This is a genomic window from Variovorax restrictus, assembly GCF_051216715.1.
In the GTDB taxonomy this organism is placed as follows: domain Bacteria; phylum Pseudomonadota; class Gammaproteobacteria; order Burkholderiales; family Burkholderiaceae_C; genus Variovorax.
On sequence record NZ_JBPJZH010000001.1, the window covers coordinates 614,574 to 630,992 of the forward strand.

At 68.2% G+C, this 16,419-nt stretch carries 15 protein-coding genes; 10 read left to right on the forward strand and 5 right to left on the reverse strand.

Features of this window, described 5'->3' with window-relative positions; translation table 11 throughout:
* The first annotated feature begins 26 nt into the window (after positions 1-26).
* From secD to ACSFA0_RS02885, 3 genes are all read left to right on the forward strand, one after another.
* Positions 27-1,910 carry a protein translocase subunit SecD gene (gene secD / locus ACSFA0_RS02875; protein ID WP_435448733.1) on the forward strand — a complete coding sequence of 628 codons (1,884 nt, stop codon included), beginning with the start codon at positions 27-29 and terminating at the stop codon, positions 1,908-1,910.
* A gap of 12 nt (positions 1,911-1,922) precedes the next feature.
* Positions 1,923-2,885, forward strand: a complete 963-nt coding sequence (gene secF / locus ACSFA0_RS02880; protein WP_435448734.1) for a protein translocase subunit SecF — start codon at positions 1,923-1,925, stop codon at positions 2,883-2,885.
* Positions 2,886-3,021: 136 nt separating this feature from the next.
* A complete protein-coding gene (locus ACSFA0_RS02885; protein WP_435448735.1) occupies positions 3,022-5,388 on the forward strand; it encodes a DUF1631 family protein in 2,367 nt (788 codons plus the stop codon).
* A 25-nt stretch (positions 5,389-5,413) separates the two neighbouring features.
* Here the strand turns inward: ACSFA0_RS02885 and ACSFA0_RS02890 are convergent, their stop codons facing one another.
* The 3 genes from ACSFA0_RS02890 to ACSFA0_RS02900 all read right to left on the reverse strand — a co-directional run bounded on the left by ACSFA0_RS02890 (position 5,414) and on the right by ACSFA0_RS02900 (position 8,388).
* Positions 5,414-5,929, reverse strand: coding sequence for a Smg family protein (locus tag ACSFA0_RS02890; protein ID WP_435448736.1), 516 nt, complete (start codon positions 5,927-5,929; stop codon positions 5,414-5,416).
* 80 nt (positions 5,930-6,009) lie between these two features.
* Positions 6,010-7,158, reverse strand: a complete 1,149-nt coding sequence (gene dprA, locus ACSFA0_RS02895) for a DNA-processing protein DprA (protein WP_435448737.1) — start codon at positions 7,156-7,158, stop codon at positions 6,010-6,012.
* A 24-nt stretch (positions 7,159-7,182) separates the two neighbouring features.
* Complete coding sequence (locus ACSFA0_RS02900) at positions 7,183-8,388, reverse strand: LysM peptidoglycan-binding domain-containing protein (RefSeq protein WP_435448738.1); 1,206 nt, start codon at positions 8,386-8,388, stop codon at positions 7,183-7,185.
* 163 nt (positions 8,389-8,551) lie between these two features.
* On the opposite strand from ACSFA0_RS02900, the gene def reads away from it, so the two are divergent.
* The 6 genes from def to ACSFA0_RS02930 all read left to right on the forward strand — a co-directional run bounded on the left by def (position 8,552) and on the right by ACSFA0_RS02930 (position 12,855).
* Entirely contained in the window at positions 8,552-9,073 is a 522-nt protein-coding gene (def, locus tag ACSFA0_RS02905; RefSeq protein ID WP_435448739.1) for a peptide deformylase, read from the forward strand.
* Positions 9,070-9,558: a hypothetical protein gene (locus ACSFA0_RS02910; protein WP_435448740.1), complete on the forward strand. Its 489-nt coding sequence runs from the start codon at positions 9,070-9,072 to the stop codon at positions 9,556-9,558. Before def ends, ACSFA0_RS02910 begins: the two co-directional genes overlap by 4 nt.
* Positions 9,559-9,571: 13 nt before the next feature.
* Positions 9,572-10,522 (forward strand): methionyl-tRNA formyltransferase, encoded by a 951-nt coding sequence (fmt, locus tag ACSFA0_RS02915; protein ID WP_435450880.1) that lies wholly within the window; start codon positions 9,572-9,574, stop codon positions 10,520-10,522.
* Positions 10,522-11,259 carry an AzlC family ABC transporter permease gene (locus ACSFA0_RS02920; RefSeq protein ID WP_435448741.1) on the forward strand — a complete coding sequence of 246 codons (738 nt, stop codon included), beginning with the start codon at positions 10,522-10,524 and terminating at the stop codon, positions 11,257-11,259. The genes fmt and ACSFA0_RS02920 overlap by 1 nt, the downstream gene beginning before the upstream one ends.
* Positions 11,256-11,594, forward strand: coding sequence for an AzlD domain-containing protein (locus tag ACSFA0_RS02925; RefSeq protein WP_435448742.1), 339 nt, complete (start codon positions 11,256-11,258; stop codon positions 11,592-11,594). The genes ACSFA0_RS02920 and ACSFA0_RS02925 overlap by 4 nt, the downstream gene beginning before the upstream one ends.
* A gap of 67 nt (positions 11,595-11,661) precedes the next feature.
* The gene (locus ACSFA0_RS02930; RefSeq protein WP_435448743.1) at positions 11,662-12,855 is read left to right on the forward strand and encodes a phosphoglycerate kinase; all 1,194 of its coding nucleotides are present in this window, start codon (positions 11,662-11,664) and stop codon (positions 12,853-12,855) included.
* On the opposite strand, the gene ACSFA0_RS02935 is transcribed toward ACSFA0_RS02930, so the two are convergent.
* The gene (locus ACSFA0_RS02935) at positions 12,852-13,547 is read right to left on the reverse strand and encodes a hypothetical protein (RefSeq protein ID WP_435448744.1); all 696 of its coding nucleotides are present in this window, start codon (positions 13,545-13,547) and stop codon (positions 12,852-12,854) included. The genes ACSFA0_RS02930 and ACSFA0_RS02935 overlap by 4 nt on opposite strands.
* A 57-nt stretch (positions 13,548-13,604) precedes the next feature.
* On the reverse strand, positions 13,605-14,705 hold the full coding sequence (locus ACSFA0_RS02940; RefSeq protein ID WP_435448745.1) for a fatty acid desaturase: 1,101 nt from the start codon (positions 14,703-14,705) through the stop codon (positions 13,605-13,607).
* A gap of 204 nt (positions 14,706-14,909) precedes the next feature.
* On the opposite strand from ACSFA0_RS02940, the gene pyk reads away from it, so the two are divergent.
* Complete coding sequence (gene pyk, locus ACSFA0_RS02945) at positions 14,910-16,358, forward strand: pyruvate kinase (RefSeq protein WP_435448746.1); 1,449 nt, start codon at positions 14,910-14,912, stop codon at positions 16,356-16,358.
* Positions 16,359-16,419 lie beyond the last annotated feature (61 nt).

The following is a 16,419-nucleotide window of genomic DNA, read 5'->3' on the forward strand; positions in this document are numbered from 1 at the left end:
GCGGCACTGCCGCACAAAGCGCGATCATGAACCGTTACCCGGTCTGGAAGTACGCGATCATCGTGATCGTGCTGCTGGTGGGGCTCGTCTATGCCTTGCCTAATTTCTTCGGCGAGGCCCCTGCGGTGCAGGTGTCGGCGGCCAAGTCGACCGTCAAGGTCGATGCGGGCACGCAGGCCCGCGTGCAGGAAGCCCTCAAGGCCGGTGGCCTGACGCCCGACATGATGACGCTGGACGCCACGTCGGTGCGGGCGCGTTTCCTCACGACGGACGACCAGCTCAAGGCGCGTGATGTGCTGCAACGCGCGCTGGTGCCCGACGCCGCCGATCCACCCTACGTGGTGGCGCTCAACCTGGTGTCGCGCTCGCCGACTTGGCTGACGGCACTGAACGCCTTCCCGATGTACCTGGGCCTGGACCTGCGCGGCGGCGTCGACTTCCTGCTGCAGGTCGACATGAAGGGGGCGATCGACAAGCGGGCGGAGTCCTTCGCCGGCGACCTGCGCACCGCCTTGCGCGACAAGAACATCCGCGGCAGCGCAGTGAGCCGCAACGGCCAGACCATCGAGGTCCGCTTCCGCGACGCGGCCAGCCTGCAGGCGGCCAGGCAGCTGGTGCAGGACCAGTTCCCGGACCTGAGCACCGTCGACAGCCAGGAAGGCAGCGACTGGAAGCTGACTGCCTCCATCAAGCCCGAGGCGGCCCGCCGCCTGCAGGACTCGGCGCTCAAGCAGAACATCACCACGCTGCACAACCGGATCAACGAGCTCGGCGTGGCCGAGCCGGTGATCCAGCAGCAGGGCCTCGACCGCATCGTCGTGCAGCTGCCCGGCGTGCAGGACACGGCCAAGGCCAAGGACATCCTGGGCCGCACCGCCACCCTCGAGATGCGCCTGGTCGACGAGTCGACCGAAGGCCGCGCCGCCGAGCTCGGCAACGGACCGGTGCCCTTCGGCTCGGAGCGCTTCCTCGATCGCGAAGGCCGTGCCGTCATCGTCAAGAAGCAGGTGCTGGTCACCGGCGAGAACCTGACCGACGCGCAGCCCGGCTTCGACTCACAGACGCAGCAGCCCAAGGTCGACCTGACGATGGACGCCAAGGGCGGCCGGATCATGCGCGACGTGAGCCGCGAGAACTACCGCAAGCGCATGGCCATGCTGATCTTCGAGAAGGGCAAGGGCGAAGTGCTCACGGCCCCGTCGATCAACGGCGAGCTGGGCAACCGCTTCCAGATCTCCGGCTCGATGAGCGTGGTGGAAGCCAACGACCTCGCGCTTCTGCTGCGCGCCGGCTCGCTGGCCGCGCCGATGGAGATCATCCAGGAACGCACCATCGGCCCGAGCCTGGGCGCCGACAACATCGACAAGGGCTTCAAGAGCGTGATGTACGGCTTCGCCGCGATCATGGTCTTCATGTGCCTGTACTACGCGCTGTTCGGCGTGTTCTCGTCGATCGCGCTGGCGGTCAACCTGCTGCTGCTGGTGGCGATCCTCTCGCTGCTGCAGGCCACGCTCACGCTGCCGGGCATCGCTGCCATGGCGCTGGCCATCGGCGTCGCGATCGACTCCAACGTGCTGATCAACGAGCGCGTACGCGAAGAGCTGCGCAACGGCGCGTCGCCGCAGGCGGCCATCCATGCCGGCTACGACCGCGCCTGGGGCACCATCCTCGACTCCAACGTGACGACGCTGATTGCCGGCGTGGCCCTGCTGGCCTTCGGCTCGGGCCCGGTGCGTGGCTTCGCGGTGGTGCACTGCATCGGCATCGTCACCTCGATGTTCTCGGCCGTGTTCTTCTCGCGCGGGCTGGTGAACCTCTGGTACGGCGGCAAGAAGAAGCTCAAGACCGTGTCGATCGGCACGGTGTGGCGGCCCAAGACCGACGGCACGGCCGCGGTCGAAGCGAAATAAGGGGCGCAGGCCATGGAATTCTTCCGCATCCACAAGACCATCCCGTTCATGCGCCATGCCAAGGTGCTGAACATCATCTCCTTCGTGACCTTCGCGCTGGCGGTGTTCTTCATTTTCCAGCGCGGGCTGCACCTGTCGGTGGAGTTCACCGGCGGCACGGTGATGGAGGTCGCCTACCAGCAGTCGGTCGACGTCGGCAAGGTCCGCGAGACGGTCGGCAAGCTCGGCTACCCCGACGTGCAGGTCCAGAACTACGGCACGTCGCGCGACGTGCAGATCCGTCTGCCGGTGCAGAAGGGCCAGACGTCGGCGCAGCAGAGCGCGCAGGTCATGGACGCGCTCAAGGCGGTCGACCCGACCGCCGTGTTGCGCGGCAACGAGTTCGTCGGGCCGCAGGTCGGCGAGGAGCTCACCACCAACGGCATCAAGGCGCTCGCCATGGTGGTGGTCGGCATCATGATCTACCTGGCCTTCCGCTTCGAGTGGAAGTTCGCGCTGTCCACCGTGCTGGCCAATCTGCACGACGTGGTCATCATCCTGGGCTTCTTCGCCTTCTTCCAGTGGGAGTTTTCGCTGGCGGTGCTGGCGGCGGTGCTGGCGGTGCTGGGCTACTCGGTCAACGAGTCGGTCGTGATCTTCGACCGGATTCGCGAGAACTTCCGGCGCTACCGCAAGATGAGCACGGTCGAGACGATCGACAACGCGATCACCTCGACCATCAGCCGGACCATCATCACCCACGGCTCCACGCAGCTGGTGGTGCTGTCGATGTTCTTCTTCGGCGGGCCGACGCTGCATTACTTCGCCCTGGCGCTGACCATCGGCATCTGCTTCGGCATCTATTCGTCGTGCTTCGTGGCCGCGGCGATCGCGATGTGGCTGGGCGTCAAGCGCGAAGACCTGATCAAGGCGCCGCCTAAGCGCGACGGTGAACCGGAGGACCCGAACGACCCGAACGCCGGCGCGACCGTCTGATCGCCCGCGGCGTGGTCAAATCCACCGTCCTTCGTACGCCGTTCGGGTAGCCGAGCATGGTGCGCACTTGTGCAGCGCGTCAGACCCGGGCAAGCTCGCAGGGTTCCATGACGTTTACTTGCAATCCTGACTTTTCATGAGCACTGCGCGGCCTCACGCCATCTCCCTGCAAATCGCGCGCGAAACGCGCGAGCGCTTCGTCACCGCCACCGTGGCGGCGATCGAGCCGACAGAGCAGGCGATCCGCGAGCGGCTCACGGCGTCGGCCAATGCGATGGGCAGTGCCCGTGACATGCAGAACTGGCGCGACGATTTCCTGGCCTTCCAGGGTCAGGGCGCGCGCTGGGTGACGGCGTCGCAGGTGGCCTGGCGCAAGACGCTGGGCGTGGCGGTCGCCAGCGGCAACGCCAATTCGCTCCGGCTGGAGCTGATGGGCGACGACGTCGTCGAAACCACCATCCTGTCGTCCCGGCTGGCGCAGGCCATCCAGGGCAAGGCGAATTTCGAGATCAACGACCTGCGTCTGCGCGTGCAGTACCTGGAAGACGGCGTCGAGCTCGACAGCAAGGACGTGCTCCGGCCCGAGGCCCTCGCGAAGGTGCTGGTCGAACAGTGGCTGGCCGTCGGACTGACACGCCTGCTCTGGACCCGCGTACAGGATGTGATCGAACGCCGGATCGTCGAGGCCGCCGCCGATGCCTACAAGGCGGCCAACGCCTACCTGATCGACAAGGGCGTCATGCCCGAGATCGATCTCAAGAGCTTCGTGAAGCGCACGGGCGGGTCCAGCTCCGGCGCCATGCCGCTGGGCGGTGGCGGTGGCGGTGGCGGGAACGGCGGGGTCTTCCAGCATGGCCAGGTCGCGACCGGCACGCAGCACTTCGCACCGGGCATGGGCCAGGGCGGTGGGATGCACGGCCGCGGGCCGGGCGCGGTCGGAATGTCGCCCGGCCCCGTGATGGGTCCTACCGGCGGCACGCCGTTGCTCATGGCGCGTCAGCGCGCGCAGGGCGTGCTGATGAACCTCAAGCGCTTCGTCACGGCCCGCATCGGCGGCGATTTCTCGCAGCAGCGCGGGGCGGGCGGTCAGAGCGCCATGGCCGGTGGCGGCGTGATGGTGCCGCAAGCCTTCGCCGCGGCCATCGCAGACGCCGGCGCCGCCTTCCAGGCGGTCTCGTCGCAGTACGTGGTGGGCAACGACGCCACCGCCCTGCAGAACAGCGCCGCCGACCTGCGTCGCCGCAGCACCGAGCTCAAACGCCGTGCGCCGACCACTGCCGACAAGGCCACGGTCGAGATCGTGGCGCTGATGTTCCAGGCCATCCTGGCCGAGGAGCGCATTCCCTTCTCTGCGCGCGTCTGGTTCGCGCGCCTGCAGATGCCGGTGCTGCGGGTGGCGATCGCCGAGCCGGAGTTCTTCGGCACGCTGCAGCATCCCGCGCGCATGCTGATCGACCGCATGGGCTCGGTCGTGATGGGCTTCGACGCCGCCGCCATTTCGGGCAGCGCGCTCGAGGGCGAGATCCGGCGCGTGGTGCAGGTCATCGAGCAGTACCCCGAAACCGGCCAGCGCGTCTTCAAGCTGGTGTTCGACGAATTCGTCGCCTTCCTCAACAAGTACCTGACGCAGAGCGACACCACGCAGCGCGTGATGAGCGTGGCGCAGCAGGTCGAGCAGAAGGAGACGATGGCGATCCAGTACACCATCGAGTTGCGCAAGATGCTCAACGACATGCCGGTGCGCGAGGAGATCCGCGAATTCCTGTTCAAGGTGTGGGCCGAGGTGCTGGCCATCGCCGCACTCAAGTACGGCGCGCAGGACGACCAGACCGTCACGCTCAAGCGTGCCGCGTCCGAGCTGGTGTGGGCCGCCAGCGCCAAGCCCAACCGCAACGACCGCACCCGCGTGATCCAGGACCTGCCCAAGCTGTTGCAACGGCTGCGCGCCGGCATGGCGCTGCTGGGCATCGTCGGCGATCCGCAGGAGGCGCACATCAAGACGATCGGTGCCACCCTGTCGGACGCCTTCATGTCCAAAACCGAGGCGATTCCCCAGGCCAAGATCGAAGCGATGGCGGTGCGCCTGGCCAACCTCGAGGACTTCGTCAGCGACGAGGGCACCAGCGACCTGCCGCTCGATGCCGCCAGCATCGAACTGCTGCTGGGCGTCGATGCCGCGTCGATCGAGGTGGTGCCCGACACGGGCGTCAAGGTCGAAGAAGACATGCTGGCGTGGGCGCACGAACTGCAGGTCGGCAACTGGTTCATGCTCGACCACAACAACCGGGCCAGCCAGGTGCAGTTCGTCTGGCGCAGCACGCGCAAGCAGCTGCATCTGTTCGCCTCGGCCGACGGTCGCAGCTTCCTGATCCAGGCCGGTCGCCTGGCGTCCTACCTGCAGGCGGGCCTCTTGGTGCCGGCGGAAGAAGAGACGCTCACGGTGCGCGCCACGCGCGAGGCGCTGGCCAAGCTCGACGCCAACCCCGAGCGCTTGCTGGATTGAGCGGCGCCGGCCGGGCCGGCAGCCTTCAGTGCGCGATGCGGCCTTCGCGCCCGTCGCAGAGTTCGTCGAGCACCAGCGCATCGGGCTCGATGCCGCTGCTCCAGTGCACCATCAACACGATGATCTTGAGCTCGTCGAGGGCCACGGGCTGCTCCCGCGTGGCCATCGCGCGTTCGATCACGATTTCGCGCAACGCGCCGGAGAGCACGCCCGCCGCCTCCAGAAAATGGATGAAGCCCAGGCACTCGGCGCCGAGCTGGTCCTGCTCGGCGGCGGAGTAGATGCGCATGGCGCCGTCCGACGGGGCGCGCACGTCGTCGGCAACGGTGCGACGCCCGATCGTCACCTCGGAGGCATCGATGCCGCGCTCCAGCGGCAGGCCCTGCGTCACTGCGCTGAGTTCGTCGAGCCATTGCAAGGCGGCACGGATCTCGTCGGCGTCGAAGCCGTGCGCACTGAGCTTGCGGCTGAGTTGCTCGGGTTCGGGACACGCGTCGCCGCGCCAGTAGTTTTCGTAGACGAACACGAGCACTTCAAACATGGGCTCAATATAGCCCAGCGACGGCGCAGCACCCATGCTGTTGCGCGGATGATGCGCAACGCCGAGGCACCGACCGTGCGTCAGCCGCGCGACTGGCGTTGAAACAGTCCGCCGGGCAGGCGGGCCACTTGGTCAGCCAGCTCGAGTTCGAGCAGCAGCGCCTGCAGTCGCGCCATGCTCTCGCCGGTGCGCGCCACCAGTTCGTCGAGGCCGACCGGGTCGAAGCCGATCGACGCGAGCACGGCCGCCGTCCCGGGCGGCGCGGTGACCCCACCGCCCTCGTCGCCTCCGGGGGGCGCCGCGACCGGCGATTCGGGCGGAAGCTCTTCCAGCACGTCGTGCACCGACTCGACCAGCTTCGCGCCCTGGCGGATCAGCGCATGGCAGCCGCGCGACTGCGGCGAGTGGATGGAGCCTGGAATCGCGAACACCTCGCGGCCCTGCTCGGACGCCATGCGGGCGGTGATGAGCGAGCCCGAGGCCAGCGCTGCCTCGACCACCAGCGTGCCGCGGGTCAGGCCCGAGATGATGCGGTTGCGCCGTGGGAAGTTCTGGTTCAGCGGCGGCGTGCCGAGCGCGAATTCGCTGACGATCAGGCCATGTGCCGTGATGCGGTGCGCCAGCGCGCGATGCCGTGCCGGGTAGACCCGATCGAGCCCGGTGCCGACCACCGCCACGGTGGCCAGCCGGCCCGGCGTGAGGGCGGCACCGTCGAGTGCGCCCTGATGCGCCGCGCCGTCGATGCCCAGCGCCAGGCCCGAGACGACCGGAATGCCAGCCTCGACGAAGGCGTGCGCGAAGGCCTTCGCATTCGCCTCGCCCTGCGGCGTCGGGTTGCGGCTGCCGACGATGGCCAGGCTCCGGCCGAGCTGGGTGAGGTCGAAGTCCGCGGCGCCGAGCAGGTACAGCATCACCGGCGGATCCGCAGTTTCGAGCAGCGATGCGGGGTAGCCGGCGTCGCCCAGCGTGAGCACGCGTCGAACGGCGCCATCGGGCTCGCCGTCCTGCAGCCAGCGCAGCGTCTGGTCGACCTGTTCGTCCAAGCCTTCCGGTGGCTGTCGCAATGCGCCGAGCTGGGCCGGCGTCACGAGCTCGCCCAGTGATGCGGGCGATTGGCGGAAGATGTCCTGCGGCAGCCCGAAGGCGGTCAGCAAGCGGCGTGCGGTGGTGTCGCCGATGCCCGGACTCAGCGTGAGTCGCAGCCAGCCAGCGAGTTCTTCGCGGTCCACGCCGACGAGTGGTGAGGTGTCAGGTCAGGGGTTGACCAACAGGTCGCCGACCTTTGGGGTGTCGCTGATCTCGAGCACCAGCGCGTACGACACGCGGTCGAAGGGGCGGAACACCATCAGCAGGCCGATGCGCTCGTTCGGCAGCTTGAGCGTTTCCTTGGTGCCGCCGGTCTTGTCGACGATGGTCTCGCCGTTCTTCAGGATGGCCAGCACATGGCCGTTTTCGATGCCGTCGCGCAGGCCCTTGTTGATGGCCACCACCTGGTTTTGCGCCGCGAACTGCACCGCATTGCCGTAGACGGAGACGATGCGTCCGTCGAAGGTGGCGGTCGGCGCATGCGGCGTGTAGCTCAACAGCTGGCGGGCCGGTTCGGGCAGGAGGCGGTCGCCGGCGCGCATTTCTTCGCGGGCGGCCACGATGTCGATGGTCGCGGGCACGACGGTGGTCAGTTCCTTGCCCCCGTCCATCGAGCGTTGCACCGACTCGCCGCGTTGCAGCTGCGCCTTGCCGAGGTACTGGGCCTCGTAGCCCAGGATCTCACCGGTGCCCGGGTCCTGCAGCGGTGTGGCGTTGCGGAAGATGCGGAAGGTCTTGATCGGGCCGGCCGTTTCGACCAGGGGCGTACTGGCCTCGCCGCGGGCGTAGGCGCGGTCGCCGCGGGCCAGCAGCACGCGGCCGTCGTTCCCGGCCACGATGCGCGGCGCGGCCAGCAGCGTGCCTTCGTCGACCACGATGGGTTCGCTGAGGAAAGGTTCGATCAGGGACGGGTTGAGCGTGGGCAGCGCCATGCCCGACAGCGACTCGTAGCGGGTGCGGGGCGACAGGCGGATCGTCTGGTCGCCGCCCATGCCCCCGCGGCGCGTGCTCAGGCGGGCGCGGCCGCCGGTCTTGTCCAGGTACAGCACCTGGCCAGGGTAGATGCGGTGCGGGTTGCTGATCTCGGTGAGGTTCATGCCCCAGAGTTCCGGCCAGCGCCACGGGCTGCGCAGGTAGAGGCGCGAGACGGCCCAAAGCGTGTCGCCGGACTTGATGGTGTATTCGTCCGGGGCGTTGGGCGCGAGTTCGCTCAGGGGCACGCCGGTCTGGGCCGTCTGCTGCGCGGTGGCGCGTTGCTGGGGCGTTACGGGATAGTTCTGCGCCAGCGCCGTACTGCCGAAACCGATCGCGGCGACGGTCGCCAACGCGGTGAGGAGGGCCGGCCGGCGGCGTTGGATGCGGAATGTGTTCATGGTTGGGTCGGTGGTCACGCAGTCGCCGCGCCGGGCGTACGAATCCTCACAATTTGCAACGAATTTTGCGCTGAAGCCCTTGAATGGGCAACGCTTATCGCTTCCAGCGGCGGCGCCGCTGCCCGGAATTGGCGAAAATAGCCACAATTTCCGTCTGATTTCCATGGCCACAAGAACCATCCTGAGCTTTCCCGACCCGCGCCTGCACACGGTGGCCAAGCCCGTGCAGGGCGTGGACGCGCGCATCAAGGCGCTGGTCGCCGACATGCTCGACACCATGTACGACGCCAAGGGCATCGGCCTGGCAGCGACGCAGATCGACGTGCACGAGCGCCTGGTCGTCATCGACGTCTCGGAAGAGCGCGACGAGCCGATCGTCCTGATCAACCCCGAGATCGTCTGGGCGAGCGACGAGAAGGTGCTCAACGAAGAGGGTTGCCTGTCGGTGCCAGGCATCTACGACGGCGTGGAGCGTTCCACCGCCGTGCGCGTGACGGCGCTCGATGTCGACGGCAACCCGCAGACGATCGAGGCCGACGGCCTGCTGGCGGTCTGCATCCAGCACGAGCTCGACCACCTGCTGGGCAAGGTGTTCGTCGAGTACCTGTCGCCGCTCAAGCGCAACCGCATCAAGAGCAAGCTGCTCAAGCTGCAGCGCGAAGAGCAGCGGGACGCCGGGCGGTGATCGGCCTGCGCACGCTGTCGCTGGCATTGGCGGGTGTGCTGCTGGCAGGCTGCGCCAGCGAGCCGACCCGTCTCCCGCTGGGGACGACGCGCGCCGACGCACTGCAGCGCCTGGGCACGCCGACCGCCGTGTACCCGCTCGGCAGCGGCGAGCGCCTGCAGTATTCGCGGGCGCCGATGGGCACCGAGGTGAACAACGTCGACCTCGATGCCGGCGGGCGGGTCGTCTCGGTACGACAGGAACTCGACCCGTCGCTGTTCGACCGCACCATCCGCCCCGGCGTATGGCGCGAGGCCGATGTGCTGCGCACCTATGGCCGGCCTTTCGAGATCACTCGCGTGTCGTCCTTCGACGGCGTGGTCTGGACCTGGCGCTTCAAGGCCTTGAACGAGCGCCGTCTGCTTCATATCTACATCGACCCGACCGGGGCGGTGGCGCGCTATCACACGGCCGACGACCTGATGCGCGACGACGTCCGATGGTGAGGCTTTCTTGACCCTGAAGATCGGATTTGCGGGCACGCCCGAGTTCGCCCGCGTCGCGCTCGAGGCGCTGCACGCCGGCGGCTTCGACATCGCCCTGGTTCTGAGCCAGCCCGACCGCCCGGCCGGCCGCGGCATGAAGCTGCAGGCCTCGCCGGTCAAGCAGTTCGCGCTGCAGCACGGCTGGCCCATCGCTCAGCCGCGCAGCCTGCGGCTTGACGGCAAGTACCCGGACGAGGCGAAAGCCGCGCACGACACGCTGCAGGCGGCTGCGCTCGACGTGCTGGTCGTCGCGGCCTACGGCCTCATCCTGCCGCAGTGGGTGCTCGACCTGCCGCGCCTGGGCTGTCTCAACATCCATGCGAGCCTGCTGCCGCGCTGGCGCGGCGCCGCGCCGATTCACCGTGCCATCGAGGCCGGCGATGCTGAGACGGGCGTGACCATCATGCAGATGGATGCGGGCCTGGACACCGGCGCCATGCTGCTGCGCGAGTCGCTCGACATCGGCGACGACAGCACAGCGCAACTGCACGACCGGCTGGCTGCCATGGGCGGTCGCCTCGTCGTCGATGCGCTGCATCGGGCCGCGGCCGGCACGCTGCAGCCGGTGCCGCAGCCGGCCGACGGCGTGACCTACGCGCACAAGATCGAGAAGCATGAGGCGGCCGTCGACTGGACGCAGCACGCCGACACCATCGTTCGCCGCGTCCGCGCCTTCGACCCCTTCCCCGGTGCCAGCAGCACGCTCGACGGCGCCGCGATCAAGTTCTGGGCGGCCCGCGCACGCAGCGCCACCGTGGCCGAAGTGCCGGGCACCGTGCTGGCCGTGTCGCCGGCCGGCATCGAGGTCGCCGCACACGGTTCCATCGTCAGCTTCACCGAACTGCAACGCCCCGGCGGCAAGCGCCTGCCCGTGGCCGACTTCCTGCACGGCTTCGATGTGAAGGCCGGCCAGGTGTTCGGCTGATGTTCCTGAGCGCGGACATCCGCCGCCGGCCGACCTTCCGCGAAGGCGTCACCCAGATGGCACCGATGGCACTGGGCATCGGCGCCTGGGGCCTGATGACCGGCGTGGCCATGGTCAAGTCGGGCATGAGCGTGATCGAGGCGCTGGCCATGACCTTTCTGGTCTATGCCGGCAGTTCGCAGCTGGCGGCCATCCCGCTGCTGGTGGCCGGCGCGCCGGCCTGGGTCATTTTGGCCACGGGCTTCTGCGTCAACCTGCGCTTCGTGGTGTTCAGCCTGCATCTGCGGCCCTACCTCATGCACATGCCGCGCTGGCGCCGCATGGTGCACGGCTACCTGACGGCGGACCTGAGCTACGCGACCTTCACCACGCGCTACCCGTCGCCACCGACCACGCGCGACGAGCAGCGGGCGCAGGAGGCCTACCTGACCGGCGGCTACTTCATCACCTGGTGCTCGTGGATGGGCATGAGCACCGTCGGCATCGCGCTGGCCAACCTGATCCCGCAGGCCTGGGGCCTGGGCTTTGCCGGCGTGCTGAGCCTGGTGGGCATCCTGTGTTCGATGGCGACCACGCGCCTGCGCGTCCTGTCGGCGCTGATCGCCGGTGCGACGGCGGTGGCGGCCTATGCGCTGCCGCTCAAGCTCAACATCGTGACCGGCATCGGCGTGGCCGTGCTGCTGTGCTTCTGGCTGGAGAAGCAGTTCGTGCGCGACCCGGCGGAGGCGGACGAATGACCGGGACGACCGACCTGTGGAGCCTGGCTGTCATCGTCGGCCTGGCCGCCGTGACCGTGCTGGCGCGCTGCTTCTTCTTCATCCTCGACCGGCCCTGGGGCCTGCCCGAATGGGCGCACCGCGCGCTGCACTACGCGCCGATCGCGGCGCTGGCCGCGGTCATCGTGCCGGAGATCGTCATGACGCAGGGCCACCTCGTGCCCACCTGGCAGGACGCGCGCATCTTCGGCGCCCTGGCGGGCGCGGCCTACTATTTCTGGCGGCGCGGCGTCCTGGGCACGATGCTCGTGGGCATGGCGGTGTACCTGCCGTTGCACCTGGGTCTCGGCTGGTAGCGGCGGGAAGCGCAAAAACTACAATAGTTAAAGCTTTCTTCTTCCTTTCATCTTCATCCCACCTCCCATGAACGTCATCCGCTTCACCGATCTCTGTGCGCAAGGCAAGGTTGCCGGCCAGCGCGTTTTCATCCGTGCCGACCTCAACGTGCCGCAGGACGACGCGGGCCGCATCACCGAAGACACCCGCGTGCGCGCCTCGGTGCCCTGCATCCAGGCCGCGCTCGACGCTGGCGCGGCGGTGATGGTCACGTCCCACCTCGGCCGCCCGACCGAGGGCGCCTTCAAGCCGGAGGATTCGCTGGCACCGGTGGCCGAGCGCCTGTCCGAGTTGCTCGGCCGCCCGGTGCCGCTGGTGGCGAACTGGGTCGACGGCGTCGACGTGGCGCCCGGCCAGGTCGTGCTGCTCGAGAACTGCCGTGTCAACAAGGGCGAGAAGAAGAACGACGAGACGCTCGCCAAGAAGATGGCCGTGCTGTGCGACATCTATGTGAACGACGCCTTCGGCACCGCGCACCGCGCCGAAGCCACCACCTACGGCATCGCCCAGTTCGCGAAGATCGCCTCGGCCGGCCCGCTGCTGGCCGCCGAGATCGACGCCATCACGAAGGCGTTGGCGCACCCCGCCCGGCCGCTGGTGGCGATCGTCGCCGGCTCCAAGGTCAGCACCAAGCTGACCATCCTCAAGGCGCTGGCCGAGAAGGTCGACCAGCTCATCGTGGGCGGCGGCATCGCCAACACCTTCATGCTGGCCTCGGGCCTGTCGATCGGCAAGTCGCTGGCCGAGCCCGATCTGCTCGACCAGGCCAAGGCGGTGATCGACGCCATGCGCGCGCGCGGCGCGGCAGTGCCGATCCCGGTCGACGTGGTCACGGCCAAGACCTTCGCGGCGGATGCCGTGGCGACCGTCAAGGCAGCCGATGCCGTCGACGCAGACGACCTGATCCTCGACATCGGCCCCAAAACTGCCGAGATGCTGGCCGCGCAGCTGCGCGAGGCCGGCACCATCGTGTGGAACGGCCCGGTCGGCGTGTTCGAGTTCGAGGCCTTCTCGCACGGCACCGAAGCCATCGCCCGCGCCATCGCCGAGAGCAAGGCCTTCTCCATCGCCGGCGGCGGCGACACGCTGGCGGCCATCGCCAAGTACGGCATCGAGCAGGACGTGGGCTACATCTCGACCGGTGGCGGCGCCTTCCTCGAGATCCTCGAGGGCAAGACGCTGCCGGCCTTCGAGATCCTGAGCAAGCGCGCCGCGGGCTAACGCCGGCCGACGGCCGTCGATGCCGCCTGACCGTCCGACAGCGTGGTGAAGATCCGCATCTGCGCCGTCGCCAGGCCCAGGTAGACCAGCGTTTCCCACCACTCTTCCATCGTTTCCTTGGCGGCGCCGACGCCTGGCAGCGCGAGGCCGCCGACGTGGCCTTCCACCGCAGCCGCGAGCACGGCCGCCGCCACGCACAGGGCCAGTTCGAACCAGGGAAACTGGCGCCGCCGCACGAGGTCGAACAGGGGACGGTCCAGCCGGTAGCGCAGGAAGACGTACACCGAGAAGGCCAGCGCCACCACCACCAGGGGCGCGATGCCGGGGCGGTACCAGAGATCTCGTGAGGTGAACGACGGGCCGTCGTGTCCCATCGTGCCGGCGGTCAGGAAGGTGGCGCCCCAGCTGAGCTCACGCGCTGCGCACAGCGCCCAGATCGGCAGCGTGAACAAGGCCAAGCAGCGCAGCTCGCTGCCAGGCGGCGCGCGGCGGAACGCGATGGCGGCGAACAGCAGCCCGCCCACCAGCACCGCCACCTGCACATTCTCGATCCAGTGGTTTTCCCAGCCGGCGTCCGGGCGGAGCCAGCCCGACACCCAGTAGCCCGCAAGCAGCAGGCCGCTCAGGACCCAGCGTGCGTACGCCAGCCAGAATCGTGAGGGGGAGCATGGCCTCGAAGCACTGAAATTCATCGCCCGATACTAGGGCAAGCGCCGCAGCGCGCGCCCGAAGGATCGAGCGCGTCGGACTCAGGCCGGCACGGCGCGCATCGAGCTGGTCGCGCGGCCCTGGAAGTCGGTCCAACACTGGCGCGAGAAGTCATAGAGCTTGCAGGCGCGCGCAGTGGAGAAATACCACTTCCAGGAGAAGCGCTGCACGATGATGCGTTCGGGCAGCAGGTGCTCGAGCATCTTCTGGGCTTCCTTCAGTTTGTAGAGCGGGATGCTCATGTCCACGTGGTGCGCCGTGTGCTCCATGATGTGGTGGATGAGCGCGCCGATTTGCATCGGGAAGGTCAGGTGCACGGTGGTCGACACGAAGGGCTGTGCGCGCTGCCAGGCGGCCTTCTCGTCGTGCCACTGCACCTTGACGTGTGTGTGGTGGCCGTAGATCACGAAGCCCATCATGTTGAACCAGAAGGCCATCGGCACCACGAAACCGAGCAGCAGCGCCAGCAGCACCGACTGGCCGGTGGCCAGGGCGCCAGCCGTGAGCGCGGCCATCCACAGCAGGGCGAAGCCGCTCACCAGGGCGCAGTCCTTGGCGAAGATCGGGCGGTAGCTGTTGCCCATCGTGGCCCGGGACGGGAACATCATCTTCTTCCACCAGATCTCGACCATGTAGTACAGGCCCGGGCCCCAGCCGCTGCGGTAGATGCGCTCCAGGGCGCGGCGCACCGGCGACAGCGCGCGGTACTCGGCCTGCGTCAGCGGCGCCCAGACGAAGTCGACGCCCTTGAGGTTGGTGAAGCCGTGGTGCACCACGTTGTGCCCCATGTCCCAGAGGCTGTAGGCGGTGAGCGAGGGCAGGAAGGCGATGCGACCCAGCCACTTGTTCAGGCGGCGGTGCGGTGTGAGGCTCTGGTGGCAGCCGTCGTGGCCGATGATGAAGAGCCGGCCGATGACGAAGCCCGCCAGTAGCGCGGCCAGCAGCTTGAGCCACACAGATTCCAGCAGCACCGTGCCCGTGATGAGCGCGCCGAACAGCAGGTAGTCGATGGCCAGCAGGACGAAGGCGCGCACGGTGGTGCGCTGCGAGATCGGGATCAGCCAGGAGCGGATGATCTTGCGATGCGGCAGCGGCGCATCGGGCGCCAGCGGGACGGGAACGGGTTCGATCGGGGTCTGCATAAGACGAATCAGGAGGAGGAAGAACGACGGAGCACGGAGCGCACCGTAACGCATTCATCGGAAGGGGATATGACGAAGATCAAGCAGCGTCGGTTGTCTGTTGCAGCCGTATCGCATCGCGCACTTTCATCTCCGCATGTGAGAATTGTGCCAAAAGCGCTGCTGCGCACCGGCACACGGCCCCCGACACCCCCAGGAGACACAGTGGATACGACCCGCCTTCCCCGCCATGCCACCAAGATCGTCGCGACGCTCGGCCCCGCGTCGAACACGCTCGAACTGATCGAGCAGATGATCGTCCACAAGGTCAGCGTGGTGCGGCTGAACTTCAGCCACGGCACCGCGCAGGACCACATCGATCGCGCGACCTTGGTGCGCGAAGCCGCGCGCCGCGCCGGCCGCGAGGTCGCCATCATGGCCGACCTGCAGGGCCCGAAGATCCGCGTGGGCAAGTTCGCGCAGGGCAAGATCTGGCTCGAGCCGGGCGCCAAGTTCGTGCTCGATGCCTCGCGCACCGAACTCGGCGACGTCGACGGCGTCGGCCTCGACTACAAGGACCTCCCGCGCGACGTCAAGGCGGGCGACAAGCTGCTGCTGAACGACGGGCTGATCGTGCTGGTCGTCGACGCGGTCAAGGGCGACCTGGTCATGACCACGGTCAAGCTCGGCGGCGAGTTGTCGAACAACAAGGGCATCAACAAGCAGGGCGGCGGCCTCACGGCACCGGCGCTGACGGCCAAGGACATGGAGGACATCAAGACCGCCATGAGCTTCCAGGCCGACTACGTGGCGGTGAGCTTTCCGAAGAACGCGACCGACATGGAGATGGCGCGCCAGCTGTGCAACGTGGCGGCGGCCGAGTTCGGCCATCGGCCCGGGATGATCGCCAAGATCGAGCGGGTCGAAGCGATCCCGAACCTGGAAGCGATCCTGCGTGCCAGCGACGGCATCATGGTCGCGCGCGGCGACCTGGCGGTGGAAGTGGGCAACGCGGCCGTGCCGGCGCTGCAGAAGAAGATGATCCGCATGGCGCGCGAAATGGATCGCGTGGTCATCACCGCCACGCAGATGATGGAGTCGATGATCACCAACCCCGTGCCCACGCGCGCCGAGGTGAGCGACGTGGCCAACGCCGTGCTCGACGGCACCGACGCGGTGATGTTGAGCGCCGAGACCGCCTCCGGCCGCTACCCGCTGGAGACCGTGCAGGAGATGAGCCGCATCTGCGAGGCCGCCGAGCAGGCCGAGGACACGGCCCGCGACACCGACTTCAGCGGCCACACCTACGCCCGCATCGACCAGGCCATCGCGATGGGCGCGCTCTTCACGGCTCACCACCTGGGCGCCAAGGCGATCGTGGCGCTGACCGAATCGGGCTCGACGCCGCTGTGGATGAGCCGGCACTCGGCGCACATCCCGGTCTACGCGCTCACCTCGCGCCTGTCGACGCAGCGCAAGATGGCGCTCTACCGCAACGTGCGCCCGCTGTTGATGGATTCGCACACCGACCGCGACACGGCCCTCGAGCAGGCCGAGTCGCACCTGAAAAAGCGCGGCATCGTGCAGAGCGGCGATGTCTACGCCATCACCTGCGGCGAGCCGATGGGCGCGCCGGGCGGCACCAACATGCTGAAGATCTGCCGCGCCACCTGAGGCCGAGGATGCAGGCGCTGTCCTGCAAACCGAGGCGCGGGGCGATGCGTACAGGGGGGGC

Bases quoted from the DNA above. Each gene is read 5' to 3' on its own strand.
- secD (WP_435448733.1), top strand. From the start codon at position 27: ATGAACCGTTACCCGGTCTGGAAGTACGCGATCATCGTGATCGTGCTG.
- secF (WP_435448734.1), top strand. From the start codon at position 1,923: ATGGAATTCTTCCGCATCCACAAGACCATCCCGTTCATGCGCCATGCC.
- ACSFA0_RS02885 (WP_435448735.1), top strand. From the start codon at position 3,022: ATGAGCACTGCGCGGCCTCACGCCATCTCCCTGCAAATCGCGCGCGAA.
- ACSFA0_RS02890 (WP_435448736.1), bottom strand. From the start codon at position 5,929: ATGTTTGAAGTGCTCGTGTTCGTCTACGAAAACTACTGGCGCGGCGAC.
- ACSFA0_RS02900 (WP_435448738.1), bottom strand. From the start codon at position 8,388: ATGAACACATTCCGCATCCAACGCCGCCGGCCGGCCCTCCTCACCGCG.
- def (WP_435448739.1), top strand. From the start codon at position 8,552: ATGGCCACAAGAACCATCCTGAGCTTTCCCGACCCGCGCCTGCACACG.
- ACSFA0_RS02920 (WP_435448741.1), top strand. From the start codon at position 10,522: ATGTTCCTGAGCGCGGACATCCGCCGCCGGCCGACCTTCCGCGAAGGC.
- ACSFA0_RS02925 (WP_435448742.1), top strand. From the start codon at position 11,256: ATGACCGGGACGACCGACCTGTGGAGCCTGGCTGTCATCGTCGGCCTG.
- ACSFA0_RS02930 (WP_435448743.1), top strand. From the start codon at position 11,662: ATGAACGTCATCCGCTTCACCGATCTCTGTGCGCAAGGCAAGGTTGCC.
- ACSFA0_RS02935 (WP_435448744.1), bottom strand. From the start codon at position 13,547: ATGAATTTCAGTGCTTCGAGGCCATGCTCCCCCTCACGATTCTGGCTG.
- ACSFA0_RS02940 (WP_435448745.1), bottom strand. From the start codon at position 14,705: ATGCAGACCCCGATCGAACCCGTTCCCGTCCCGCTGGCGCCCGATGCG.